Source organism: Pseudocitrobacter vendiensis, from assembly GCF_943590815.1.
In the GTDB taxonomy this organism is placed as follows: domain Bacteria; phylum Pseudomonadota; class Gammaproteobacteria; order Enterobacterales; family Enterobacteriaceae; genus Pseudocitrobacter; species Pseudocitrobacter vendiensis.
Genome location: NZ_CALSBS010000001.1, coordinates 170,480 through 194,519 on the forward strand (window position 1 = coordinate 170,480; position 24,040 = coordinate 194,519).

Annotated in this window: 24 protein-coding genes; 16 read left to right on the forward strand and 8 right to left on the reverse strand. The window is 54.1% G+C overall.

What is annotated here, in order from left to right:
* Positions 1-5: 5 nt before the first annotated feature.
* Positions 6-1,673, reverse strand: coding sequence for a potassium-transporting ATPase subunit KdpA (kdpA, locus tag NMC31_RS00790; RefSeq protein ID WP_253896642.1), 1,668 nt, complete (start codon positions 1,671-1,673; stop codon positions 6-8).
* Positions 1,673-1,738, reverse strand: a complete 66-nt coding sequence (kdpF, locus tag NMC31_RS00795) for a K(+)-transporting ATPase subunit F (RefSeq protein ID WP_347794369.1) — start codon at positions 1,736-1,738, stop codon at positions 1,673-1,675. The genes kdpA and kdpF overlap by 1 nt, the downstream gene beginning before the upstream one ends.
* A gap of 453 nt (positions 1,739-2,191) precedes the next feature.
* Here kdpF and NMC31_RS00800 point away from each other — a divergent pair, with 453 nt between their 5' ends.
* From NMC31_RS00800 to phrB, 3 genes are all read left to right on the forward strand, one after another.
* On the forward strand, positions 2,192-2,398 hold the full coding sequence (locus tag NMC31_RS00800) for a YbfA family protein (RefSeq protein ID WP_149464416.1): 207 nt from the start codon (positions 2,192-2,194) through the stop codon (positions 2,396-2,398).
* A gap of 108 nt (positions 2,399-2,506) precedes the next feature.
* Positions 2,507-3,463 (forward strand): YbgA family protein, encoded by a 957-nt coding sequence (locus NMC31_RS00805; protein ID WP_253896643.1) that lies wholly within the window; start codon positions 2,507-2,509, stop codon positions 3,461-3,463.
* A 12-nt stretch (positions 3,464-3,475) separates the two neighbouring features.
* The gene (gene phrB, locus NMC31_RS00810) at positions 3,476-4,894 is read left to right on the forward strand and encodes a deoxyribodipyrimidine photo-lyase (RefSeq protein WP_253896644.1); all 1,419 of its coding nucleotides are present in this window, start codon (positions 3,476-3,478) and stop codon (positions 4,892-4,894) included.
* Positions 4,895-5,036: 142 nt separating this feature from the next.
* Here phrB and dtpD read toward each other — a convergent pair whose 3' ends face one another.
* The gene (gene dtpD, locus NMC31_RS00815; protein ID WP_253896645.1) at positions 5,037-6,512 is read right to left on the reverse strand and encodes a dipeptide permease DtpD; all 1,476 of its coding nucleotides are present in this window, start codon (positions 6,510-6,512) and stop codon (positions 5,037-5,039) included.
* 278 nt (positions 6,513-6,790) lie between these two features.
* Here dtpD and NMC31_RS00820 point away from each other — a divergent pair, with 278 nt between their 5' ends.
* The 8 genes from NMC31_RS00820 to nei are packed head-to-tail and all read left to right on the forward strand — an operon-like array spanning position 6,791 to position 13,092.
* Positions 6,791-7,534, forward strand: coding sequence for a type 2 GTP cyclohydrolase I (locus NMC31_RS00820; protein WP_149464557.1), 744 nt, complete (start codon positions 6,791-6,793; stop codon positions 7,532-7,534).
* A gap of 16 nt (positions 7,535-7,550) precedes the next feature.
* The gene (gene pxpB / locus NMC31_RS00825; protein ID WP_253896646.1) at positions 7,551-8,207 is read left to right on the forward strand and encodes a 5-oxoprolinase subunit PxpB; all 657 of its coding nucleotides are present in this window, start codon (positions 7,551-7,553) and stop codon (positions 8,205-8,207) included.
* Positions 8,201-9,133, forward strand: a complete 933-nt coding sequence (gene pxpC, locus NMC31_RS00830; RefSeq protein ID WP_253896647.1) for a 5-oxoprolinase subunit PxpC — start codon at positions 8,201-8,203, stop codon at positions 9,131-9,133. The genes pxpB and pxpC overlap by 7 nt, the downstream gene beginning before the upstream one ends.
* Positions 9,123-9,857: a 5-oxoprolinase subunit PxpA gene (gene pxpA, locus NMC31_RS00835; protein WP_253896648.1), complete on the forward strand. Its 735-nt coding sequence runs from the start codon at positions 9,123-9,125 to the stop codon at positions 9,855-9,857. The genes pxpC and pxpA overlap by 11 nt, the downstream gene beginning before the upstream one ends.
* 57 nt (positions 9,858-9,914) lie before the next feature.
* Positions 9,915-10,637 (forward strand): DUF969 domain-containing protein, encoded by a 723-nt coding sequence (locus NMC31_RS00840; protein WP_149464423.1) that lies wholly within the window; start codon positions 9,915-9,917, stop codon positions 10,635-10,637.
* The gene (locus NMC31_RS00845) at positions 10,637-11,632 is read left to right on the forward strand and encodes a DUF979 domain-containing protein (RefSeq protein ID WP_015965326.1); all 996 of its coding nucleotides are present in this window, start codon (positions 10,637-10,639) and stop codon (positions 11,630-11,632) included. Before NMC31_RS00840 ends, NMC31_RS00845 begins: the two co-directional genes overlap by 1 nt.
* Before the next feature lie 9 nt (positions 11,633-11,641).
* Positions 11,642-12,286 carry a pyroglutamyl-peptidase I gene (gene pcp / locus NMC31_RS00850; RefSeq protein WP_253896649.1) on the forward strand — a complete coding sequence of 215 codons (645 nt, stop codon included), beginning with the start codon at positions 11,642-11,644 and terminating at the stop codon, positions 12,284-12,286.
* 14 nt (positions 12,287-12,300) lie between these two features.
* Entirely contained in the window at positions 12,301-13,092 is a 792-nt protein-coding gene (gene nei, locus NMC31_RS00855) for an endonuclease VIII (RefSeq protein WP_149464425.1), read from the forward strand.
* A 55-nt stretch (positions 13,093-13,147) separates the two neighbouring features.
* Here the strand turns inward: nei and NMC31_RS00860 are convergent, their stop codons facing one another.
* From NMC31_RS00860 to NMC31_RS26245, 5 genes are all read right to left on the reverse strand, one after another.
* A complete protein-coding gene (locus NMC31_RS00860; protein WP_253896650.1) occupies positions 13,148-13,426 on the reverse strand; it encodes a bacteriocin immunity protein in 279 nt (92 codons plus the stop codon).
* 98 nt (positions 13,427-13,524) lie between these two features.
* Positions 13,525-13,803 carry a bacteriocin immunity protein gene (locus NMC31_RS00865; protein ID WP_253896651.1) on the reverse strand — a complete coding sequence of 93 codons (279 nt, stop codon included), beginning with the start codon at positions 13,801-13,803 and terminating at the stop codon, positions 13,525-13,527.
* An 11-nt stretch (positions 13,804-13,814) separates the two neighbouring features.
* Complete coding sequence (gene tssD / locus NMC31_RS00870) at positions 13,815-15,575, reverse strand: type VI secretion system tube protein TssD (RefSeq protein ID WP_253896652.1); 1,761 nt, start codon at positions 15,573-15,575, stop codon at positions 13,815-13,817.
* Between the two features lie 210 nt (positions 15,576-15,785).
* Positions 15,786-17,069, reverse strand: coding sequence for a citrate synthase (locus NMC31_RS00875; protein ID WP_149464427.1), 1,284 nt, complete (start codon positions 17,067-17,069; stop codon positions 15,786-15,788).
* Positions 17,070-17,241: 172 nt separating this feature from the next.
* Positions 17,242-17,382: a hypothetical protein gene (locus NMC31_RS26245; RefSeq protein WP_436649128.1), complete on the reverse strand. Its 141-nt coding sequence runs from the start codon at positions 17,380-17,382 to the stop codon at positions 17,242-17,244.
* Between the two features lie 326 nt (positions 17,383-17,708).
* On the opposite strand from NMC31_RS26245, the gene sdhC reads away from it, so the two are divergent.
* The 5 genes from sdhC to sucA all read left to right on the forward strand — a co-directional run bounded on the left by sdhC (position 17,709) and on the right by sucA (position 24,036).
* Positions 17,709-18,113 (forward strand): succinate dehydrogenase cytochrome b556 subunit, encoded by a 405-nt coding sequence (gene sdhC, locus NMC31_RS00880; protein WP_015965319.1) that lies wholly within the window; start codon positions 17,709-17,711, stop codon positions 18,111-18,113.
* On the forward strand, positions 18,107-18,454 hold the full coding sequence (gene sdhD, locus NMC31_RS00885; RefSeq protein WP_015965318.1) for a succinate dehydrogenase membrane anchor subunit: 348 nt from the start codon (positions 18,107-18,109) through the stop codon (positions 18,452-18,454). Before sdhC ends, sdhD begins: the two co-directional genes overlap by 7 nt.
* Positions 18,454-20,220, forward strand: coding sequence for a succinate dehydrogenase flavoprotein subunit (sdhA, locus tag NMC31_RS00890; protein ID WP_149464429.1), 1,767 nt, complete (start codon positions 18,454-18,456; stop codon positions 20,218-20,220). Before sdhD ends, sdhA begins: the two co-directional genes overlap by 1 nt.
* Before the next feature lie 15 nt (positions 20,221-20,235).
* Complete coding sequence (sdhB, locus tag NMC31_RS00895) at positions 20,236-20,952, forward strand: succinate dehydrogenase iron-sulfur subunit SdhB (RefSeq protein WP_015965316.1); 717 nt, start codon at positions 20,236-20,238, stop codon at positions 20,950-20,952.
* A 282-nt stretch (positions 20,953-21,234) separates the two neighbouring features.
* Positions 21,235-24,036, forward strand: coding sequence for a 2-oxoglutarate dehydrogenase E1 component (sucA, locus tag NMC31_RS00900; RefSeq protein WP_253896653.1), 2,802 nt, complete (start codon positions 21,235-21,237; stop codon positions 24,034-24,036).
* Positions 24,037-24,040: the final 4 nt, after the last annotated feature.

Sequence of the window (24,040 nt, forward strand, 5' to 3'; positions counted from 1 at the left end):
AATGCTTAAAACAGGGAAAGATGTTCCGCGACCGGGCCAATCGCCAGGGCGGGAATAAAGGTCAGGGCACCGACCAGCAGCACGGTGCCAATCAGCAGGCCGATAAACAGCGCATCGTGAGTGGCAAGCGTGCCGGGCGTGGTGGGCTGGATTTTTTTGTTCACCAGCGACCCGGCGATGGCCAGCACGGGCACAATCACCGCAAAACGGCCCAGCAACATGCAAAACGCCAGCAGGCAGTTCCAGAACGGTGTGTTGGCGCTTAATCCTGCAAAGGCGCTGCCGTTGTTGTTTGCCGCAGAGGAAACGGCGTAAAGCACTTCGCTAAAGCCGTGGGTGCCTGGATTGAGCATGCCGCTGCGCCCGGCGTCGGTCATCATCGCCAGTGCGGTGCCGAGCAATACCAGCGTCGGCGTCACCAGAATCGCCAGCGCGGTCATTTTCATTTCAGGCACGTCGATTTTTTTACCCAGATACTCTGGCGTACGGCCAATCATCAGCCCGGCGATGAACACCGCCAGCAGAACGAACAGCAACATGCCATACAGCCCGGAGCCGACACCGCCAAACACCACTTCACCGATTTGCATCAACCACATCGGCACCATGCCGCCAAGGGCGGTAAACGAGTCATGCATTGCGTTGACCGCACCGCAGGATGCCGCCGTAGTCACCACCGCATACAGGCTGCTGGCAAGAATGCCAAAGCGGCTCTCTTTCCCTTCCAGGTTAAGATTGCTGTCTGCGCCCAGCGCCATCAGGTGCGGGTTGCCTTTGGTTTCCGCCCACATCACTACCGCGACGCAAATGACAAAGATGATGCTCATTGCCCACAGAATCGCGCGGCCCTGGCGTTTGTCGTTCACCACTTCACCAAAAGCGAAGCAAAGCGCAGCAGGGATCAAGAAGATCGCCAGCATCTGCACAAAATTCGTCAGCGCCGTCGGGTTTTCAAACGGGTGCGATGAGTTAGCGTTGAAGAAACCGCCGCCGTTGGTGCCGATCATTTTGATCGCTTCCTGTGAGGCGACCGGCCCCATCGGCAGTTGCTGGCTAATGCCTTCCAGCGTGGTGATGTGCTGATACGGCAGCAGGTTTTGCAGCGTGCCTTGCTGAATAAAGATCAGCGCGACCAGCAGCGATAACGGCAGCAGTACCCACAATGTGATGCGCACAAGATCGACCCATGCGTTCCCGAGCGTCGTTACGCGCTGGCGGGCAAATGCGCGGGCGAGGGCGAAAAGCACCGCGATACCGCTCGCTGCCGACAGGAAGTTTTGCACGGTCAGGCCCGCCATCTGGCTGAGATAACTGAGCGTGGTTTCCCCGCCGTAGGATTGCCAGTTGGTATTGGTGACAAAGCTGACGGCTGTGTTCAGCGCCAGATGCCAGGAGAGCCCCGGGAACCCCTGCGGATTAAACGGCAGCACGCCCTGGAGCATCAGCAGCGCGAACAGGGCGACCAGTCCGCAAAGGTTGAGCAGCAGAATGGCGAGCGCATACCGCTGCCAGCTCATTTCGTCGGTCGAAATCCCCAGCGTTCGCCACAGTACGGCTTCACCGCGCAGTGGTTCGTTGGCGATCATGCCCGCCAGTATTTTGCCTAACGGGCGCGCCAGTATGAACAGAACGACTAAGAAACTGGCGATAAGTAAAAATCCCTGAGCGGCCATCAGAACGCCTCCGCATTCAGCAGGGCGTACACCAGATACGCCAGTAACAGGAACACCAGCACCATGCCGGCTATTACGCCTGTAGTCACAACCCACCTCCAACACATTAAGTGATTGGATTAACGGTAGGATTTTCGGTGCAAAGATTTCGCAAAAATCAGGGGGAGGGGTGTAAAAAAAGTATAAAAATGGCAAAGACCATGATTTAACTCATGGTTAGTATTAATTTAACTTTTTTGTAACTTAGTTACAGTGTGAATGTAAATTAAACTTAAATAACCAAAAATAAGTGGTCGGATGAGTAGTAAAATTACAGTCAAAGCGGTATTATTTTAGCCAGATTACTGAGATTCATTTTTATGGCGTTTATTGCCAGCCAACGAACACAAAATCTTTCAAGTTGCATCAAGGCGGCAAGCGCGTGAATCCCCAGGAGCGTACAAATGTACGTGACTGGGGTGAGCAAGCGCAGCCAACGCAGAGGCAGCTTGAAGGATGAAGTGTAAGGGGAGAGAATTATGGAACTGTATAAAGAATATCCAGCGCATATTGTCATTTTGCGTCGTACTTTCGCCGTGGCGGCTGGCGTCATTGCCCTGCCGATCATGCTGTTCTGGAAAGATCGCGCACGTTTTTACAGCTATCTGCATCGCGTCTGGTCGAAAACCAGCGATAAGCCGGTGTGGATGGATCAGGCCGAAAAAGCAGCGAGCGACTTCTACTAATCGCTGCACAGCCTGTAAATAAGACTTTTCAACGAGAACCGCCGTCATTTGACGGCGGTTTTTTTATGCCAGCTGGCTACACTTACAGAAAGGATGTAAGGAGTCAGTATGCAAAAGAAAATCCCCGTTGGCATCAGCGCCTGTCTGTTAGGTGAGCCCGTCCGTTTTGACGGCGGCCATAAGCGTTTGCCCTTTGCGGTGGAAGAGTTATCGCCGTGGGTGCGTTTCGAGCCGGTTTGCCCGGAGATGGCAATAGGCTTACCTGTGCCGCGCCCGGCGTTACGGCTGGTGAAGGCGGCGCAAGACGAGGTTGCACTGCGTTTTAGTGATGGCAGGGAAGGTGATTTAACCCAGGCTATGCGCGACTTCAGCGCGCAACGCATAGAATCTTTCGATAGGCTTTGTGGCTATATCGTCTGCGCAAAATCACCCAGCTGCGGTATGGAGCGAGTGCGTATTTACGAGGCGGACGGCAAAAACAACCGTAAAGCCGGGCGCGGTATTTACACCGAAGCGCTGATGGCGCGCTTTCCGTGGCTACCCGTGGAGGAGGATGGGCGGTTGCACGATCCGGTGTTGCGCGAAAACTTTGTCGAGCGCATATACGCGCTGCATGAACTGAACAGCCTGCGCGAAGAAGGCCTCACGCGCGGCAAACTGATTGCTTATCACAGCCGCTACAAACTCTCACTGTTGGCCCATTCACAGCCTGATTACCGCGAACTGGGCCGTTTTGTCGCCACGTTACATGAGTGGGAATCGCTCGACGCGTGGTTTATTGCTTATCGCCAGCGGCTGATGAACCTGCTTTCTATTCCGGCCACCCGGCGTAATCACACCAATGTGCTGATGCACGTGCAGGGTTATTTCCGTAAACGGCTTAACAGCCGCCAGCGCCAGGAGCTTTCAAGCCTGATTGAGGGCTACCGTCTGGCCACGCAGCCGCTGCTTGCGCCCGTTACGCTGCTCAAACACTATATGGCAGAATTTCCCGATACTTATCTCGCCACACAACGCTATTTCGACCCCTGGCCGGAGGCCCTTCGTTTACGTTATGGATCTTAATGCAGGAGCGCTATGCCCACCCATCTGATGTGGTTTCGCCACGATTTACGCCTGAATGACAATCTTGCGCTATCTGCTGCCTGTCGCTCTGCCGATGCGACGGTGATAGCGCTGTATATCGCCACGCCAAAGCAGTGGCAGCAACATGCGATGTCCCCCAGACAGGCGGCATATATTCATGCCCACCTCACTGCGCTGCGCGGGTCGCTGGAAGAGAAGGGTATTCCGCTGGCGTTTGTGGAAGTCGATGACTTCGCTGCAAGCGTAGAGGCGTTAAAAGCCTTTTGCGATGAGCAAGAGGTGAGCTCTCTTTTCTACAATTATCAATATGAAGTGAACGAACGTCAGCGCGATGCCGCGGTAGAAAAAACGCTGGACGGGGTGCGTTGTCAGGGATTTGATGACAGCGTGATCCTGCCGCCGGGCGCGGTGATGACCGGCAATCATGAGATGTACAAAGTGTTCACACCGTTTAAAAAAGCGTGGCTGACGCGCCTGAATGACGGCATGCCTGAGTGCGTCGCGGCCCCCGCGAAGCGGAAAAACGCGGCGCACAACGTAACCCTTGCGCCGATTACGTTCAGCTATCCGCAGCAGGATTTTGATGCATCGCTTTTTGCCGCCGATGAAAAAAGCGCGATTCGCCAGCTACGGCAGTTCTGCCAGCAGGGCGCGGGCGAGTACGCGTCTGCACGTGATTTCCCGGCGATTGAGGGCACCAGTCGTTTGTCTGCGGCGCTTGCTATCGGGGCCATATCTCCGCGCCAGTGTCTGCATCGCCTGCTGACCGAACAGCCAAAAACACTGCATGACGGGCCGGGAAGCGTCTGGCTTAATGAGCTAATCTGGCGTGAATTTTACCGTCATCTGATGACCTATAACCCGGCGTTGTGTAAACATCGCCCGTTTATCGGCTGGACGGAACGGGTGAAATGGCGCGTCTCGCCTGAGCATCTGAAAGCCTGGCAGGAAGGGCAAACGGGCTACCCGATTGTCGATGCGGCGATGCGGCAGCTTAACGCCACGGGCTGGATGCATAACCGCCTGCGGATGATCACCGCCAGTTTTCTGGTGAAAGATCTGCTTATCGACTGGCGCGAAGGTGAACGTTACTTCATGTCGCAGTTGATTGATGGCGACCTGGCGGCGAACAACGGCGGCTGGCAGTGGGCGGCATCGACAGGGACTGACGCTGCGCCGTACTTCCGCATTTTTAACCCGACGACGCAGGGTGAGCGATTTGACAAGGCGGGCGAGTTTATTCGCCAGTGGGTGAGTGAGTTAGCGGAGGTTCCGCAAAAGGCGATTCATGAACCCTGGAAGTGGGCGGATAAACAGGGCGTTACGCTTGCGTATCCGCGCCCGATTGTCGATCACAAACAGGCGCGGAGTGAAACCCTTGCTGCCTATGAGGCGGCGCGGAAAGCGTGAGCCCATTGGGCATTTGAGAGTGATCTCAAACGCAACATTGCCTGATGCGCTACGCTTATCAGGCCTACAAGGTTTCTGCAATATATTGAATTTGCGTCATTTTGTAGGCCGGATAAGGCGTTTACGCCGCATCCGGCAGCTGTCAGGCTTCAACGGCAATCCGACGGGCGCGGAATTTCAGCGCCTGATAGAGCCAAATGACCAGCACTGCACCCACGCAGGCCAGCGCGCCCCAGGTTATCTCGCTAAAGACGTCAATATAGGCGTCTATAGCGTAGTTCACCGCCCCCGCCGCATCGAAGGCGCTTTGTGAGGTCTGGTCGGCAATCACGCCCGCCAGATAGTTGGCAATCGCCCCTGACAGCAGCATGTAGATGCCGGTCAGGACGCCGGTCACGCCGGGAATTTCAATACGCGTAATTTGCGACATGGCGACCGGGTCGATGAACAGTTCGGCAAAGCCCATTACCGCCATCCCCAGCACCATCAGCGGCAAAGAGGAGTGACCGTAGGCCGCTGACCAGCGTGCGCTGAGGGTAAGAATGCAAAAACCTGCGCTCATCAACCCTAAACCCAGGGCAAATTTGCCCCAGATACGCACGGTACGGTTGCCGCTCACCCCTTCTTTAATCAGCCACGCCAGCACCACGCCGCACAGCATTACCGCAAAGCCGTTCACCGACTGGAACATGGCGGTAGGGACTTCATATCCGAAGATATCACGGTTTACGAAGCGGTCGATGTACAGGCTAATGGAGCTGCCGCCCTGCTGCGCGAAGGCCCAGAACAGCATGCTGAAGAAGGTCAGCACCACAATCAGCCCCAGCTCTTTACGCTGTTTGCTGTTTTCCGCTTTGATGTAGATTTTTGCCAGCACGCCAAGTCCAATCACCGTGGCGACAATCAGCGCATACACCGACCACTCTTTCCAGAACAAAACGGTGATCAGCAGTGGCGTGGCAACCAGCAGTACCAGCAGCCAGCCCCAGTTTGGCAGACCAAACTGGCGTGCATGCAGCGCCGCTTTATTGACACCCGCCGTATGGGTGAAGTGGCGATTACCGCACAGGAAAATTACCAGCCCGGCCAGCATACCAATGGCCGCCAGCGCAAAGCCCATTGCCCAGCTATACTCCTGCTGCACGTAGCCGCAAGCGATGGGGGCGACAATTGAACCGATGTTTCCGGCGGCGTACAGCAGTGAGAATCCCCCGTCACGACGCGGATCTTCCGGATGATATAGCTCGCCGAGCAGGCAACTGACGTTAGATTTAAACAACCCATAACCGCAGACAATAATTGCCAGCGACAGGTAGAGGAACACCGGCGCTATTTCGCTGGCACCCAGCACCAGGTGACCGACCACCATCAGGAACGCGCCGATCATGACGGCCATACGATTTCCCAATAACTTGTCTGCGAGGAAGCCGCCGAGGATAGGGGTCACGTAAACCAGTGAACAGTAGGCGCTGAACAGTGCATAGGCGTGGTTATCGTCGTACTTAAGCTGGTTGGTGAGATACAGAATCAGCAGCGCGCGCATGCCGTAAAAGCTGAAGTATTCCCAAATTTGCAGGGCGACAACGTAGTAGATCGCTCGCGGCTGTGACGTGTTCATAGTGCTTTAACCTCGGTTCTGTCCAGCATCTCAGCGCCGGATAGATTTGTTTTCGTGATGTATTTTTGCGAAGCAGCTCAAAATATTTATGTAATATGCTGTCTGTTTGCATAAATATACAGGATATCGTTCAGGTAAAGAAAAGTAATTTGTGTGATTAAATGTTGATAGGGCTCGTTTGACGCACGATTTCGACTACAAAGAATGGGTTATCGACGTCAGGCGAAGAGGACGCTATTTTAGTCTGTGATACGACATTCGCGCACAACGGAGCGATGATGAAAAATACCGAGCTGGAACAACTGATTAACGAAAAACTCGGCAGCGCCGCCTTCAGCGACTATGCGCCAAATGGCTTACAGGTCGAGGGTCGTGAAGAGATTCAAAAAATTGTTACCGGGGTGACCGCCAGCCAGGCGTTGATTGACGAAGCAGTTCGCCAGCAGGCGGATGCTGTTATCGTTCATCACGGTTACTTCTGGAAAGGTGAATCACCGGTGATTCGTGGCATGAAGCGCAACCGCCTGAAAGCGTTGCTCAGCAATGACATTAACCTTTTTGGCTGGCATTTACCGCTGGACGCGCACCCGGAGTTGGGCAACAACGTGCAGCTGGCGCAGTTGCTGGGCATCAATGTGATGGGCGAAATCGAGCCGCTGGTGCCCTGGGGCGAGCTCTCCATGCCGGTTTCCGGGCTTGAGCTTGCTTCATGGATTGAAGCGCGTCTGGGACGCAAACCGCTGTGGAGCGGCGATACCGGACCGGATAAAGTCAGCCGCGTAGCGTGGTGCACCGGCGGTGGACAAGGCTTTATCGATAGCGCCGCCCGTTTTGGGGTGGATGCGTTTATCACCGGCGAAGTGTCCGAACAAACCATCCACTCCGCCCGTGAACAGGGGCTGCATTTTTATGCGGCAGGGCATCACGCCACTGAACGTGGCGGCATTCGCGCATTAAGCGAATGGCTGAATGAAACAACCGATCTGGATGTGACCTTTGTCGACATCCCTAACCCGGCCTGATTAAAGAGGGTAAAGAGTGCAGCGAGCGCGTTGTTATCTATTGGGGGAAACAGCGGTGGTGCTCGAACTCGAGCCGCCGGTCACCCTGACGAGCCAGAAAAGAATCTGGCGATTAACTCAGCGTCTGGCTGAGCAACCGGAAGTGGTGGAAGCCATTCCGGGTATGAATAACATTACGGTGATTTTGCGTAACCCGCAGGATCTGGCCCTTGATGCCATTGAGCGTTTACAGCGATGGTGGGAGGAGAGTGACGCGCTGGAGCCGGAATCCCGCTATATCGAAATTCCGGTGATTTACGGCGGTGAGCAGGGGCCCGATCTCAATGAGGTCGCGCAACATAGCGGTCTGACGCCAAAGCAGGTCGTTGAACTGCACTCATCGGTGGATTACGTGGTGTGGTTCCTCGGTTTCCAGCCGGGCTTCCCGTACCTTGGCGGCCTGCCGGAACAACTCGCCATGCCGCGTCGCGCCGAACCGCGTTTGTTGGTTCCGGCGGGATCGGTGGGGATCGGCGGCGCGCAAACCGGGATCTACCCGCTCGCGACGCCGGGTGGCTGGCAGCTAATTGGTCTCACCTCACAGCCGTTGTTTGATCCACATAAAGACGATCCGGTGCTGTTACGTCCCGGGGATACCTTGCGCTTTGTGCCGCAAAAGGAGGGCGTATGCTAAAACTCATTCGCGCCGGGCTTTATACCTCGGTACAGGACTGCGGGCGAGAAGGACTGAGGCAGTCGGGGATCAGCCGCTGCGGTGCGCTGGATAAACCCGCGTTGATCACTGCTAACCTGCTGGTGGGCAATGACGCCAACGCCGCGGCGCTGGAAATCACCCTCGGCCAGGTCAGCGTTGAATTTACCCGCGACGGCTGGTTTGCCTTAACCGGCGCAGGCTGCGATGCACAACTGGATGATAAACCGGTCTGGAGCGGCTGGCGACAGTGGGCAAAAGCCGGGCAGCAGTTGGTTCTTAAGCGCCCCGTTCACGGCATTCGTAGCTATCTTGCGGTAGCGGGCGGAATTGATGTCCCGCTGGTGCTGGGGTCGCGCAGTACGGATCTGAAAGTGGGCGTTGGCGGTCTGGAAGGGCGGCGATTGCAGGATGGCGATACGCTGCCGCTGGGTGAAGCGTTGCGCCCGTTCGACGGGCCGCAGGGGGTGAAACAGTTACAGCACAGCAACCGCATCCGTGCGCTGCCGGGGCCGGAATATCATGAGTTCGATAAAGCGTCACAGGACGCGTTCTGGCGTTCACCGTGGCAGTTGAGCCCACAAAGTAACCGCATGGGTTATCGCCTGCAAGGGCAACCACTGATGCGCCAGACCGATCGCGAAATGTATTCGCACGGCCTGCTGCCGGGTGTGGTGCAGGTGCCGCATAACGGCCAGCCGATTGTGCTGATGAACGACGCGCAAACCACCGGCGGCTATCCGCGCATAGCCTGTATTATCGAAGCCGATATGTATCAACTGGCGCAAATTCCCCTCGGGCAACCGATTCACTTCGTTCCCTGTACGCTGGAGGAGGCGCTAAAGGCGCGCCACGATCAGCAGCGTTATCTGGAACAACTGGCATGGCGACTCAACGATGCACATTGATTTAAATGCTGATTTAGGTGAAGGCTGCGGCAGCGATGCCGCCCTGTTACAACTGGTCTCTTCCGCCAATATCGCCTGCGGCTTCCACGCGGGCGATGCGCAAACCATGGTTGAAAGCGTGCGTGAGGCGCTGAAAAACGGCGTGGCGATTGGCGCGCATCCCAGCTTCCCTGACCGCGAAAACTTTGGCCGCACAGCAATGCAGCTGCCGCCGGAAACGGTCTACGCCCAGACGCTGTATCAAATTGGCGCGCTGGATACCATCACTCGTGCGCAGGGCGGCATTCTGCGCCATGTAAAACCGCACGGCATGCTCTATAACCAGGCGGCCAAAGATCCACAACTGGCGGATGCCATCGCCCGTGCGGTGCATGATTGCTCGTCATCGCTGATTTTAGTGGGCCTGGCGGGTAGCGAGTTGATTCGCGCAGGCGAACATTACGGGCTGGTTACGCGGCAGGAAGTGTTTGCCGACCGAGGTTATCAGGACGATGGTAGCCTGGTGCCACGCAGCCAGCCGGGCGCACTCATCAGCGATGAAGAGCAGGCGCTGGCGCAAACGCTGGAGATGGTGGAATCAGGGCAGGTGAAAAGTATTAACGGTGTCTGGACGCCGGTAATTGCACAAACGGTATGTCTGCATGGCGACGGGGAACACGCACTCCTTTTCGCGCGCCGTTTGCGTCGCGCGTTTGACGAGCGCAGTATAAAAATTAGCGCATAAGCGCATATAACTAGATGTTTTACAACAACATAACATAACGAAAACAGGGTGGAGAGTATGGGAGAGATAGTATCTCTCTGGCCGCTGATGGGTATCGCCGTCATTGTGGCTGGATTTTTATTGCGTTTTAACCCGGTACTGGTGGTGATTGCCGCTGGTATCGTCACCGGTCTGGCGGCGCATATGCCGCTGCTGACTATCCTCGAAAAGCTCGGCGAGGGCTTTCTCAACACGCGTAACCTGCCGTTTATCCTTCTGGTGCCGCTGGCGGTTATCGGCCTTCTTGAACGTCACGGGCTGAAAGAGCGCGCCCAGGCATGGATTGCCAAAATTCACAGTGCGACCGCCGGGCGCTTGCTGGTGGTCTATCTCTTTGTGCGGGAAGCCACGGCGGCACTGGGGCTGACCAGCCTCGGTGGTCATCCGCAAATGGTGCGTCCGTTGCTGGCGCCGATGGCGGAAGGCGCGGCGGAGAAGACGCACGGTGAATTGCCGGGGGCGGTGCGTTATCGCCTGCGCGCGATGTCGGCGGCGACCGATAACGTCGGGCTGTTCTTTGGTGAAGATATCTTCGTAGCCTTCGGCGCGGTGATCTTCATGCATAACTTTATGCTGGAGTCGGGCGGTATTCAGACCGAACCGCTGCACATCGCCCTGTGGGGTATCCCTACCGCATTGTGTGCGTTCCTGATCCACGGCGCCCGGATGTGGCGGCTGGATAATTACCTGCAACGCGAAGTGGCGAAAGCCCATGCTGCGGCAGCCAGGGGAGACGCATAATGCATTTTCAACAAAGTTACCTCTACTGGCTGGCGGGGATTGTGCTGCTGATTGTGGCGCTGATGTCCTGGGGCGACAAAGCTAACCCGCGTCGCCTGACGACGGGCCTTTTCTGGGGCGTCTACGGCCTGCTGTTTTTACTCGGCGACTGGGCTTATGAACTGGTTGGCGACAAACGCACGGTGCATATCGCCGTTGGCGTGGCGGTGGTACTGATGGCGCTGATTGCCGGATTCGGCGGTGTACGTTTGGGGAGCTATTCTCAGCGCACGCAGAAACAGCGTGAAGAGAGCGCCAGCCGTCTGGGAAACCGTCTTTTCTATCCGGCGCTGGCGATCCCGGTGGTGACCGTTATCGGCGTGCTGCTGTTTAACAACGTGCCGGGCTTACAGACTTCGCTGTTTGGCGAAGGCAATCACTCCACGCTGGTCACGCTTTTCTCGATGACCGTCGGCACGCTGATTGGTCTGGCAATGGCAATTAAAATGACCCACGAGCGCGTGCATCAACCGATTCAGGAGGCGCGTCGCCTGCTGGACTCCATCGGCTGGGCGTTTATTCTGCCGCAGATCCTGGCGACCCTCGGCCTGCTGTTTACCGCCGCAGGTGTGGGAGAAGGGATATCGTGGCTGACCAAAACCTATCTTGCGGTCGACAGCCGATTCATTGCCGTGGCGGTGTATACCATCGGCATGGCCTTGTTAACGATGGTGATGGGCAACGCCTTTGCGGCCTTCCCGATTGTCACGGCGGGGATAGGGATCCCGATTCTGGTGTTGCAGCACGGCGGCAACCCGGCGGTGATGGCGGCGATTGGCATGTTCTCAGGCTACTGCGGTACGCTGATGACGCCGATGGCGGCGAACTTCAACATCGTTCCGGCAGCATTGCTGGAACTGCCGGATAAAAACGCGGTGATCAAAGCGCAGGTGCCGACGGGCGTGCTGTTGCTGCTGGTTAACGTTTTCCTGCTCTATTTCCTGATGTTCCTGTAAGGAGTGAAAATGCGCACAGTGTTAATCACCGGGTTTGAACCGTTTGATGGCGAAGCGGTTAACCCTTCATGGGAAGTCGTTTCGCGTCTTGATAATGCTATCATCGGTGGGGGCCGCGTGGTGGCACGTCAGCTGCCGTGCGTCTTTGGGGAGGCGCTGATTGAACTGAACGCGGCCATCGATTCGCTCTCGCCCACGCTTGTTCTGAGCGTCGGGCAGGCCGGGGGGCGCACGGATATCAGCGTTGAGCGCGTGGCGATTAACGTTGATGACGCCCGCATTCCTGACAACCGGGGCAATCAGCCGGTCGATACGCCGATTGTGGCCAATGGCCCGGCGGCGTGGTTTAGTTCGCTGCCGATCAAAGCCATCGTCAGCGCGCTGCGTGATGCGGGTGTTCCCGCGTCAGTGTCGCAAACGGCGGGCACTTTTGTGTGTAATCACGTGATGTATGGTCTGCTGCATAAACTGAGCGGTATACCGGAAGCGAAGGGCGGTTTTATCCATATTCCGTATTTGCCGCAGCAGGCGGCGGCGCATCCTGGTGCACCGAGCATGGCGGCGGAAACCGTGCGTCAGGGACTGGAACTGGCGATTGCCACTGCCTTGCAGGTGGAAAACGACATTCCGATTACTGGCGGCGCAACGCATTAACAAAGGACGACACTATGCCTGAAGGCCCGGAGATCCGCCGTGCGGCGGATAGCCTGGAGGCAGCTGTTAAAGGCAAACCGCTCACTGAGGTGGGGTTTGCCTTCGAACAACTGAAACCTTATGAATCCCAACTGGTGGGGCAGTGCATTACCCATATCGAAACGCGCGGTAAAGCGCTTCTCACCCATTTTTCTAACGGTTTGACGCTCTACAGCCATAATCAGCTTTACGGCGTGTGGCGGGTGGTAAAGGCGAATTCCGTGCCGCAAACCACGCGTGTATTGCGCGTGAAGCTGCAAACGGCGGACAAAGCGATTCTGCTCTACAGCGCTTCAGACATCGAAATGTTGACGCCCGAGCAACTGACCACGCACCCGTTTTTACAACGCGTGGGCCCGGACGTGCTCGACCTTAAGCTGACGGAAGCCGATGTTAAAGCGCGTTTGTTGTCGCCGCGTTTTCGCAATCGTCAGTTTTCCGGATTGTTACTTGACCAGGCGTTTCTCGCCGGGTTAGGCAATTACCTGCGCGTTGAGATTCTCTGGCAGACGCAGCTTGCCCCGCAGCGTAAAGCCTCGCAGCTTTCTGATGCACAGCTTGATGCGCTGGCACAGGCGTTGCTGGCGATCCCGCGGCTGTCATACAACACGCGCGGGCGGGTGGATGAGAATAAACATCACGGCGCATTGTTCCGCTTTAAGGTTTTTCATCGCGAGGGTGAAGCTTGCGAGCGCTGTGGGGGCGTGATTGAAAAGACGAGTATGTCGTCGAGGCCGTTTTACTGGTGCCCGAATTGCCAGAAGTAGGGTGGTTTTGGCCGGATGAGGGTTTACATCATCCGGCCCTGTATAGTGGGCATATTTATTCGCTGTCTTTGAACAGCGGGAGCCCCTGGGATTTCCGCCAGCGTTTGATTTCTTTAACGATACCTTCAGGGCTATCTTCTCTATCTTTGGGTGGGTAAAACAACAGTCCATTTCCTTCCGGATGTGTTACGATTTGGTCAAAATATTCTACTAATGAATCAATGTATGACTCTCGTTCTTTGCCTTTGAGATTCTTGGGGTTTTTGAAAAATTCATTAAGGAAGTCAATGAATTCAGATTCTGTATAATCTTCAATGTATTGTTTTAGTTCCATTTATACTCTTTCAAATTGTTTTTGAACATTTTTATGATGTTATACGTCGAGCTGGATGATGGTTTTCATCGTCATCCGGCCCTACACGTTGGGAATATTTATTCGCTGTCTTTGAATAACGGAAGTCCCTGGGATTTACGCCAGCGTTTGATTTCTTGCAAAATGCCTTCAGGACTGTCTTCTCTATCATCTGGAGGGTAATAAATGAGACCGTTACCTTCGGGGTGAGTTACTATTTTATCAAAATGCTCCAATAAACAATCAATGTGTTTTTCAAACTCATCGCCTTTAAGATGCTTAGTGTTGATGAAAAATTCATTAAGAAATTCAAGAAACTCTTCTTCTGTGTAATCTTCAATAGCTGGTTTAATCAACATCTTGAAACCCTTTATTTACTGTGAATATTAATGTGATTTTCAGGCGTGTTTACGCGCATGTTATCTATGTCATAAACCTCACCTTTATTCTTTATGTAAATGACATGGTGGATCTCGAATCTTTTTCGATCACCTACCTGTTCCGAAGTCTGACAGGAAGGGGCTCGCCCATTGGAAATATTTGCCCGGTTTGCTTTATTAAACTGTAACATTAATTCTGGAAATGCTGACACAGCAAGCCAAAATTCTTCCCTGAAGTGATCAAAATCCCTGAACTCCCTTCCTCTTAACTTATCCGCCACCTGTGCAGGTATCGGTGCGCCGATTCCGGAGCTTGCCGCCTCAAGCCAGCGTACATTATCGGGGATGACTTGCCCATTTCCTGTGGCAACACCGGGTTCATCTCTGGCTGTTTTAAGATAAACATAAATGGGTTTAATTCCCGAACCAGCGGGAAAGACCAGAATGTAATCATTAAAGTCAGTGATATCCGGAACCGGATAAGGTGGTGTTGTGTAGTCGTCTTTCCCGTCAGGGATAGGCGTAACCAGTATGGTCGGCTGATCAAGCGTGGGAGCATTATTTCCGGTGTGTCCTGGTGCATTGCCATTTTCGGGATGTTCGGGCGTCCAGGTGATCAGCGGGCCATCGACGCCGTTTGCGGGGGTAAATTCGTAGCGACCCGTTGTTGTGTTCCACACCATATTGGCAACGCGCACATTTTCATAGGGCGTCCCTTCACCCGTATGTACCCCGTAGACCTGAGGATTACCGTGAATATCGTTTCGCCAGAAAAAACGCACGCGAGTGGTGGCTGTGCCGCCTATGGCGGCCTTTTGTCGGAGGATATCGTCGTACCAGTACTCATCGTGCCCGGGGACACGCGCGCTTCCTTCTCCCGCCGCTGGAATGTAGAGTGCTGATGCCAGCGCGCCTATCCATGGCACGCTTTCGGCGGCACCCAGAAGGCCTCCCAACGACTTTGAGCCCCATACCCAGTTCATTGCCACTGGCAGCGCCAGTACTATGGAAGAAGCTTCCGCGGGGACTGCAGAGTGTTTACTGGCCGGCTTATGATCATATCCGCAACAATCATCGACGTCAGTTCTGGCGAAAATCGCCATTTCGCCGAAATGTTCTGCGGGCTCTTCAGTATCCCCCGCATCCGTGCATCCCGTTTCTTTCAGACAGGATTTCGCGTATACCGGTGTGACTTTTTCCGGGGTAGGAGATGGGGTTTTAACCTCATTATTCTTGAGAGGGACTTTAGGAGAAGCCGTTTTAGGTTGGGGAAAAAATAGGTTGTTATATTCAGCCGGAATATTTAAATAGCTATATTCAGTGTTAGTAATGAGATGCTTGCAGAGAATGTAGTCATAAATAACAGAAATGTGTTCGTAAGGAAGACGCTTGATATTAATGTCTATATCAATTTTTGTTACGGAAGCATTCCTTAGCTGAATATAATAATAGCGTTCCCAGTGACCGGTGCGGTTTATGCGATAAAAATCAATTTCGATAAATAATCGTTCATTGTTATTGATAGCATTGCTGAGTAATGGGCTGCTTTTATCGATAGTTTTTGTGAATTCCAGCGCTTGAAAGTGACATCCTCTACCGATATTGGCTACGTCGTGTCGAAGTGAAAATGCGAATATTTCGTCCGTATGATTCTGTTGCCAGCGGTTACCGATTGACGCCTCACTCCCGCAATCAGCGGAAATATTACCCTGCTGCTCACCTGTAATTCTCAGATAAATAATATTGCTCATTCCATTAGCATCTTTATTTTAAAGTATGTAATTAGATGCTGAGCAAAAAGAGTGCGCAAGTCTGAGATAAGCAATTCGTGCGGAGGGCGTCAGTTAGGGGGGGTATTTAGAAGAAATAAATAGAAATGATAAATAAATACACAAAGAAATATTGAAAAAGAAAATGATTTAAAGAGAGGGAAGCTGCCGGTTTCCCGGCAGCCTGGCAGATTAATGCTTCAGGTCTGATTTAAAATCGCGTTTTTCGTAGCCGGTGTACAGCTGACGAGGACGGGCGATTTTCATGCCTTCGCTGTGCATTTCATTCCAGTGCGCAATCCAGCCCACGGTACGCGCCATCGCGAAGATAACGGTAAACATGGAAGACGGAATGCCCATCGCTTTCAGAATGATGCCGGAGTAGAAGTCTACGTTCGGGTAGAGCTTCTTCTCGATGAAGTACGGGTCGTTCAGCGCGATGTGTTCCAGCTCCATCGCCACTTCCAGCAGGTCATCTTTGGTGCCCAGCTCTTTCAGCACTTCATGGCAGGTCTCACGCATCACCGTCGCGCGCGGGTCATAGTTTTTATAAACACGGTGACCGAAGCCCATCAGGCGGAAAGAATCATTCTTGTCTTTCGCACGACGCACGAATTCCGGAATGTGTTCAACAGAGCTGATCTCTTCCAGCATCTTCAGGGCAGCTTCGTTGGCGCCGCCGTGTGCCGGCCCCCACAGGGATGCAATACCGGCCGCGATGCAGGCAAACGGGTTCGCGCCGGAGGAGCCTGCGGTACGCACGGTAGAGGTCGAGGCGTTCTGTTCGTGGTCAGCGTGCAGGATCAGAATACGGTCCATTGCGCGTTCCAGAATCGGGTTCACTTCGTACGGTTCGCACGGCGTGGAGAACATCATGTTCAGGAAGTTGCCCGCGTAGGAGAGGTCATTGCGCGGGTAAACAAACGGCTGGCCGATAGAATATTTGTAACACATCGCCGCCATGGTCGGCATTTTAGACAGCAGGCGGAATGCAGCGATATCGCGATGACGCGGGTTATTCACATCCAGCGAGTCGTGGTAGAACGCCGCTAAGGCACCGGTGATCCCGCACATTACCGCCATTGGGTGAGAATCGCGGCGGAACGCGTGGAACAGACGAGTGATCTGCTCGTGAATCATGGTGTGGCGGGTAACGGTGGTTTTGAATTCGTCATACTCTGCCTGCGTTGGTTTTTCACCGTGCAGCAGGATGTAGCACACTTCGAGGTAGTTAGATTCAGTGGCTAACTGGTCAATCGGGAAACCGCGGTGCAGCAGGATGCCTTCATCACCATCAATAAATGTGATTTTGGATTCGCAGGATGCGGTAGAGGTGAAACCAGGGTCAAAAGTAAAAATGCCTTTCGAACCCAAACTACGGATATCAATAACATCCTCACCGAGCGTGCCTTTTAGCACATCCAGTTCAATAGGAGTGTCACCACCGAGGGTGATTTTTGCCTTTGTATCAGCCATTTACGGTCTCCTTAGCGCCTTATTGCTTAAGGCTGCCGGCTACCTGGTTTGCATTCAAATGATAGTTTAACGTGACCAGTTTGTTATTTGGCTCAAGGCTCTGCTGCAGAGGTGATACCAGGGTACAGAGCAAATGGCGCTTGACGGTACGCGTTTAATCTACAGTGAAACATCAGCAAATCAGGACATTAGCAGCCCGAATAGTCAAAACCTGTCTATCACTAATATCTTTCCTGATAACTTTGGTCAATAGCAGGACACTGTTACATAACTTATTATCAGGTGAAAGAGTGACCCCATAACTTTTGCGCATTATATGCTTTTTCAGGTGATGGTTGTAACAATAATGTTTAATATTTGTCAAATCACGTGATTAATTTTTAAAATATTGTTGTAATCGTGATGTTGATCACTGTTCAGCATAAAACCCGACAAACTATATGTAGGTTAATTGTAATGATTTTGTGAACAGCCTATACTGCCGCCAGGTCTCCGGAACACCCTGCAATCCCGAGCCACCCAGCGTTGTAACGTGTCGTTTTAGCATCTGGAAGCAGAGTTTTATATGACGCGAAGTTATAGATAAGGACGCTGTCTGACCCGCAAGCAGACCGGAGGAAAGGAAACAATAAGAACAGCATGTGGGCGTTATTCATGATAAGAAATGTGAAAAAACAAAGACCTGTCAACCTGGATCTGCAAACGATCCGGTTCCCAATCACGGCGATAGCGTCCATTCTCCATCGCGTCTCCGGAGTCATAACGTTTGTGGCTGTCGGTATTCTGCTTTGGTTGCTGGGCACCAGTCTCTCCTCTCCGGAAGGCTTCCTTTATGCGTCCTCCATCATGGGCAGCTTCTTCGTTAAATTTATTATGTGGGGCATTCTCACCGCGCTGGCGTATCACGCCATCGTAGGGATCCGCCATCTGCTGATGGATTTTGGCTATCTGGAAGAAACCCTCGAAGCAGGTAAGCGCTCCGCCAAAATTTCTTTTGTTATTACTGTCGTGCTTTCAATTCTTGCAGGAGTCCTCGTATGGTAAGCAACGCCTCAGCATTAGGACGCAACGGCGTACATGACTTCATCCTGGTACGTGCCACCGCCATCGTCCTGACTCTGTACATTATCTACATGGTTGGTTTTTTCGCGACGAGCGGCGACCTCACCTGGGAAGTCTGGAGTGGTTTCTTCTCCTCTGCGTTCACCAAAGTGTTCACCTTGTTGGCCCTGTTTTCTATCCTGATTCATGCCTGGATTGGCATGTGGCAGGTGCTGACCGACTACGTTAAACCGCTGGCACTGCGCATGGTGCTGCAACTGGCAATCGTTGTTGCGCTGGTGGTTTACGTCATTTATGGATTTGTTGTGGTGTGGGGTGTGTAATGAAACTGCCAGTAAGAGAATTTGATGCTGTTGTGATTGGTGCCGGTGGCGCGGGTATGCGTGCGGCACTGCAAATTTCCCAGAGCGGCCAGACCTGTGCGCTGCTCTCTAAAGTTTTCCCAACCCGTTCGCACACCGTTTCCGCGCAGGGCGGTATTACCGTCGCGCTGGGTAACACCCATGAAGATAACTGGGAATGGCACATGTACGACACCGTAAAAGGGTCGGACTACATTGGTGACCAGGACGCTATCGAATATATGTGTAAAACCGGCCCGGAAGCGATTCTGGAGCTGGAACACATGGGCCTGCCGTTCTCCCGTCTGGATGATGGTCGTATCTATCAACGTCCGTTTGGCGGCCAGTCGAAAAACTTCGGCGGCGAGCAGGCGGCACGTACTGCGGCGGCGGCTGACCGTACCGGTCACGCATTGCTGCACACCCTTTATCAGCAGAACCTGAAAAACCACACCACTATTTTCTCTGAGTGGTACGCGTTGGATCTGGTGAAAAACGCCGATGGCGCAGTGGTCGGTTGTACCGCCCTGTGTATCGAAACCGGTGAAGTCGTTTACTTCAAAGCTAACGCCACCGTGTTGGCGACCGGTGGCGCAGGCCGTATTTATCAGTCCACCACTAACGCGCATATCAACACCGGTGACGGCGTCGGTATGGCCCTGCGTGCCGGTGTGCCGGTGCAGGATATGGAAATGTGGCAGTTCCACCCAACCGGTATCGCCGGTGCGGGCGTGCTGGTGACAGAAGGCTGCCGTGGTGAAGGTGGTTACTTGCTGAATAAACACGGCGAGCGCTTCATGGAGCGTTATGCGCCGAATGCGAAAGACCTGGCGGGTCGTGACGTGGTGGCGCGTTCCATCATGATCGAAATCCGTGAAGGTCGTGGCTGTGACGGTCCCTGGGGCCCACACGCGAAACTGAAACTCGACCACCTGGGTAAAGAAGTTCTTGAATCCCGTCTGCCGGGCATCCTGGAGCTTTCTCGCACCTTCGCCCACGTCGACCCGGTAAAAGAGCCGATTCCGGTCATTCCTACCTGCCACTACATGATGGGCGGCATCCCGACCAAAGTAACCGGCCAGGCGCTGACCGTAAACGAGCAGGGCGAAGATGTGGTGATTCCGGGGCTGTTTGCGGTAGGCGAAATCGCCTGCGTATCGGTTCACGGCGCCAACCGTCTGGGCGGCAACTCGCTGCTGGATCTGGTGGTATTTGGCCGTGCGGCGGGCTTGCATCTGCAGGAATCTATCGCTGAGCAGGGCGCACTGCGCGATGCCACCGAAGAAGAGATTGACGCTTCTCTGGAACGTCTGAATCGCTGGAACGGTAACCGTGACGGTGAAGATCCGGTCGAAATTCGTAAAGCGCTTCAGGAATGTATGCAGCACAACTTCTCGGTATTCCGTGAAGGTGATGCGATGGCGAAAGGTCTTGAGCAACTGAAAGCCATTCGTGAGCGTCTGAAAAATGCCCGTCTGGACGACACTTCCAGCGAATTTAACACCCAGCGCGTTGAGTGCCTGGAGCTGGATAACCTGATGGAAACCGCTTACGCGACTGCTGTTTCCGCGAACTTCCGCACCGAGAGCCGTGGCGCGCATAGCCGCTTCGACTATCCGGATCGTGATGACGCAAACTGGCTGTGCCACTCCCTGTATCTGCCAGAGTCTGAGTCCATGACGCGTCGTAGCGTCAATATGGAACCAAAACTGCGTCCGGCGTTCCCGCCGAAGATTCGTACTTATTAATGCGGAGACAGGTCAATGAAACTCGAATTTTCAATTTATCGTTATAACCCGGATGTCGATGACGCTCCGCGCATGCAGGAATATACCCTGGAAGGCGAAGAAGGGCGCGACATGATGCTGCTGGATGCCCTCATCCAGTTGAAAGAGAAAGACCCAAGTCTGTCGTTCCGCCGCTCCTGCCGTGAAGGGGTATGTGGTTCCGATGGCCTGAACATGAACGGCAAAAACGGTCTGGCCTGCATCACGCCCATTTCGGCGCTGGGCAATGGCAAGCAGAAGATTGTCATCCGTCCGCTGCCTGGTTTACCGGTCATTCGTGATTTGGTGGTAGACATGGGGCAATTCTATGCACAATATGAGAAGATTAAGCCTTACTTGTTGAATAATGGGCAAAATCCTCCTGCTCGTGAGCACCTCCAGGGGCCAGAGCAGCGTGAAAAACTCGATGGGTTGTACGAGTGTATCCTGTGTGCATGTTGCTCGACGTCCTGCCCATCATTCTGGTGGAACCCGGATAAGTTTATCGGCCCGGCAGGTCTGTTGGCAGCGTACCGCTTCCTGATTGACAGCCGTGATACCGAAACCGACAGCCGCCTTGATGGCCTGAGTGACGCTTTCAGCGTATTCCGCTGCCATAGCATCATGAACTGCGTCAGTGTATGTCCGAAGGGGCTGAACCCGACGCGTGCGATTGGTCATATTAAGTCGATGTTGTTACAGCGCAGCGCGTAAGTAAAAACGCCTTGTCCGGTGCACAGTGCCGGATGCGGCGTAAACGCCTTATCCGGCCTACAAGTAAGCACCCGTAGGCCTGATAAGCGAAGCGCCATCAGGCGCAACAAAGATATGCAGGAAACCTCTAAAAACTGCCCCTTATTATGTTCGACAGTTTTTAAAGGTTCCTTCGCGAGCCACTACTTAGACAAGAGCTCGCAGGTGAACCCCGGCACGTACAGCCAATGTACGTGGTAGTATCCACGGCGAAGTAAGCATAAAAATGCTTAAGGGATCACGATGCAGAACAGCGCTTTGAAAGCCTGGTTGGACTCTTCTTACCTCTCTGGCTCGAACCAGAGCTGGATAGAACAGCTCTATGAAGACTTCTTGACCGACCCTGACTCGGTAGACGCTAACTGGCGTTCGACGTTCCAGCAGTTACCTGGCACCGGAGTCAAACCGGATCAACTCCATTCCACCACGCGTGAATATTTCCGTCGTCTGGCGAAGGATGCCTCACGTTACTCTTCTTCGATTTCCGACCCTGACACCAATGCGAAGCAGGTTAAAGTCCTGCAGCTCATTAACGCTTATCGCTTCCGTGGTCACCAACAGGCCAATCTCGACCCGTTAGGACTGTGGCAGCAAGATAAAGTGGCAGACTTAGATCCGTCTTTCCACGATCTGACCGAGGCCGATTTCCAGGAAAGCTTTAACGTAGGCTCGTTTGCTATCGGCAAAGAGACGATGAAGCTGGGCGATCTGCTTGAAGCACTCAAGCAAACCTACTGTGGCTCCATCGGTGCGGAATATATGCACATCACCAGCACCGAAGAAAAACGCTGGATTCAGCAGCGCTTCGAGGCCGGGCATGCCACCTTTACGGCGGAAGAGAAAAAACGCTTCCTGAGCGAACTCACCGCGGCGGAAGGTCTGGAACGCTACCTGGGTGCGAAATTCCCGGGCGCGAAACGCTTCTCGCTGGAAGGTGGGGATGCGTTAATTCCGATGTTAAAAGAGATGATTCGTCACGCGGGTAACAACGGTACGCGTGAAGTGGTGCTGGGTATGGCGCACCGCGGTCGTCTGAACGTACTGATTAACGTGCTGGGTAAAAAATCTCAAGACCTGTTTGACGAGTTTTCCGGCAAACACAAAGAGCACCTTGGCACCGGTGACGTGAAGTATCACATGGGCTTCTCGTCTGACTTTGAAACCGACGGCGGCCTGGTACACCTGGCGCTGGCGTTTAACCCGTCACACCTGGAAATTGTCAGCCCGGTGGTTATCGGCTCCGTGCGTGCGCGTCTGGATCGTCTGGATAACCCGAGCAGCAACATGGTGCTGCCAATCACCATTCACGGTGATGCGGCGGTTGCAGGGCAGGGCGTAGTTCAGGAAACCCTGAACATGTCGAAAGCGCGTGGTTACGAAGTGGGCGGTACCGTTCGCATCGTCATTAACAACCAGGTTGGCTTTACGACTTCAAACCCGCTGGATGCGCGTTCCACACCGTACTGTACCGATATCGGTAAGATGGTGATGGCGCCGATTTTCCACGTGAATGCGGATGACCCGGAAGCGGTTGCGTTTGTCACCCGTCTGGCGCTGGACTTCCGTAACACCTTTAAACGTGATGTCTTCATCGACCTGGTATGCTACCGCCGTCACGGCCATAACGAAGCCGACGAGCCGAGCGCAACCCAGCCGCTGATGTATCAGAAAATCAAGAAACACCCGACTCCGCGTAAGATCTATGCTGACAAACTTGAGCAGCAGAAAGTCGCCACGCTGGAAGATGCCACCGAAATGGTCAACCTGTACCGTGACGCGCTGGACGCGGGCGAGTGCGTGGTGAAAGAGTGGCGTCAGATGAACCTGCACTCCTTTACCTGGTCGCCGTACCTCAACCATGAGTGGGATGAAAGCTATCCGAACAAGGTTGAGATGAAGCGCTTGCAGGAGCTGGCTAACCGTATCAGTACGGTGCCGGATGCGGTTGAAATGCAGTCTCGCGTCGCGAAGATTTATGGCGATCGTCAGTCCATGGCCGCAGGCGAGAAACTGTTCGACTGGGGTGGTGCAGAAAACCTGGCCTACGCCACGCTGGTTGATGAAGGCGTTTCCGTCCGTCTGTCTGGTGAAGACTCCGGTCGCGGGACCTTCTTCCACCGCCACGCGGTCATTCACAACCAGGCGAACGGCTCTACTTATACCCCGTTGCAGCACGTTCACAACGGTCAGGGCGAGTTCAAAGTGTGGGACTCCGTGCTGTCTGAAGAAGCGGTGCTGGCGTTTGAATACGGTTATGCCACTGCAGAGCCGCGCACGCTGACCATCTGGGAAGCGCAGTTCGGCGACTTCGCCAACGGCGCACAGGTAGTTATCGACCAGTTCATCTCCTCTGGCGAGCAGAAATGGGGGCGTATGTGTGGCCTGGTGATGCTGCTGCCGCACGGTTATGAAGGACAGGGTCCGGAGCACTCTTCTGCGCGTCTGGAACGTTACCTGCAGCTTTGTGCTGAACAAAACATGCAGGTTTGCGTACCGACCACCCCGGCACAGGTTTACCACATGCTGCGTCGTCAGGCGCTGCGCGGAATGCGTCGTCCGCTGGTTGTTATGTCACCGAAATCCCTGCTGCGCCACCCGCTGGCGGTCTCCAGCCTGGATGAACTGGCAAACGGCACCTTTATGCCGGCAATTGGCGAAATCGACGAACTGGATCCGAAAGCGGTGAAACGCGTCGTGCTCTGTTCGGGTAAAGTTTATTTCGACCTGCTTGAGCAGCGTCGTAAGAACGAGCAGAAAGATGTCGCCATCGTGCGTATTGAGCAGCTCTATCCGTTCCCGCATCAGGCGATGCAGGAAGTGCTTAAGCCGTTCGCCCACGTGCATGATTTCGTCTGGTGTCAGGAAGAGCCGCTTAACCAGGGCGCCTGGTACTGTAGCCAGCACCATTTCCGTGAAGTCATTCCCTTTGGAGCGTCTCTGCGTTACGCAGGTCGCCCGGCCTCCGCTTCACCTGCGGTAGGATACATGTCCGTTCACCAGAAACAGCAACAAGATCTGGTCAATGACGCGCTGAACGTCGATTAATTAA

What these genes read in the sequence shown, in the direction of transcription:
- kdpA (WP_253896642.1), bottom strand. Translation starts at nt 1,673, where the DNA reads ATGGCCGCTCAGGGATTTTTACTTATCGCCAGTTTCTTAGTCGTTCTG.
- NMC31_RS00800 (WP_149464416.1), top strand. Translation starts at nt 2,192, where the DNA reads ATGGAACTGTATAAAGAATATCCAGCGCATATTGTCATTTTGCGTCGT.
- NMC31_RS00805 (WP_253896643.1), top strand. Translation starts at nt 2,507, where the DNA reads ATGCAAAAGAAAATCCCCGTTGGCATCAGCGCCTGTCTGTTAGGTGAG.
- phrB (WP_253896644.1), top strand. Translation starts at nt 3,476, where the DNA reads ATGCCCACCCATCTGATGTGGTTTCGCCACGATTTACGCCTGAATGAC.
- dtpD (WP_253896645.1), bottom strand. Translation starts at nt 6,512, where the DNA reads ATGAACACGTCACAGCCGCGAGCGATCTACTACGTTGTCGCCCTGCAA.
- NMC31_RS00820 (WP_149464557.1), top strand. Translation starts at nt 6,791, where the DNA reads ATGAAAAATACCGAGCTGGAACAACTGATTAACGAAAAACTCGGCAGC.
- pxpC (WP_253896647.1), top strand. Translation starts at nt 8,201, where the DNA reads ATGCTAAAACTCATTCGCGCCGGGCTTTATACCTCGGTACAGGACTGC.
- pxpA (WP_253896648.1), top strand. Translation starts at nt 9,123, where the DNA reads ATGCACATTGATTTAAATGCTGATTTAGGTGAAGGCTGCGGCAGCGAT.
- NMC31_RS00840 (WP_149464423.1), top strand. Translation starts at nt 9,915, where the DNA reads ATGGGAGAGATAGTATCTCTCTGGCCGCTGATGGGTATCGCCGTCATT.
- NMC31_RS00845 (WP_015965326.1), top strand. Translation starts at nt 10,637, where the DNA reads ATGCATTTTCAACAAAGTTACCTCTACTGGCTGGCGGGGATTGTGCTG.
- pcp (WP_253896649.1), top strand. Translation starts at nt 11,642, where the DNA reads ATGCGCACAGTGTTAATCACCGGGTTTGAACCGTTTGATGGCGAAGCG.
- nei (WP_149464425.1), top strand. Translation starts at nt 12,301, where the DNA reads ATGCCTGAAGGCCCGGAGATCCGCCGTGCGGCGGATAGCCTGGAGGCA.
- NMC31_RS00860 (WP_253896650.1), bottom strand. Translation starts at nt 13,426, where the DNA reads ATGGAACTAAAACAATACATTGAAGATTATACAGAATCTGAATTCATT.
- NMC31_RS00865 (WP_253896651.1), bottom strand. Translation starts at nt 13,803, where the DNA reads ATGTTGATTAAACCAGCTATTGAAGATTACACAGAAGAAGAGTTTCTT.
- tssD (WP_253896652.1), bottom strand. Translation starts at nt 15,575, where the DNA reads ATGAGCAATATTATTTATCTGAGAATTACAGGTGAGCAGCAGGGTAAT.
- NMC31_RS00875 (WP_149464427.1), bottom strand. Translation starts at nt 17,069, where the DNA reads ATGGCTGATACAAAGGCAAAAATCACCCTCGGTGGTGACACTCCTATT.
- NMC31_RS26245 (WP_436649128.1), bottom strand. Translation starts at nt 17,382, where the DNA reads ATGCGCAAAAGTTATGGGGTCACTCTTTCACCTGATAATAAGTTATGT.
- sdhC (WP_015965319.1), top strand. Translation starts at nt 17,709, where the DNA reads ATGTGGGCGTTATTCATGATAAGAAATGTGAAAAAACAAAGACCTGTC.
- sdhD (WP_015965318.1), top strand. Translation starts at nt 18,107, where the DNA reads ATGGTAAGCAACGCCTCAGCATTAGGACGCAACGGCGTACATGACTTC.
- sdhA (WP_149464429.1), top strand. Translation starts at nt 18,454, where the DNA reads ATGAAACTGCCAGTAAGAGAATTTGATGCTGTTGTGATTGGTGCCGGT.
- sdhB (WP_015965316.1), top strand. Translation starts at nt 20,236, where the DNA reads ATGAAACTCGAATTTTCAATTTATCGTTATAACCCGGATGTCGATGAC.
- sucA (WP_253896653.1), top strand. Translation starts at nt 21,235, where the DNA reads ATGCAGAACAGCGCTTTGAAAGCCTGGTTGGACTCTTCTTACCTCTCT.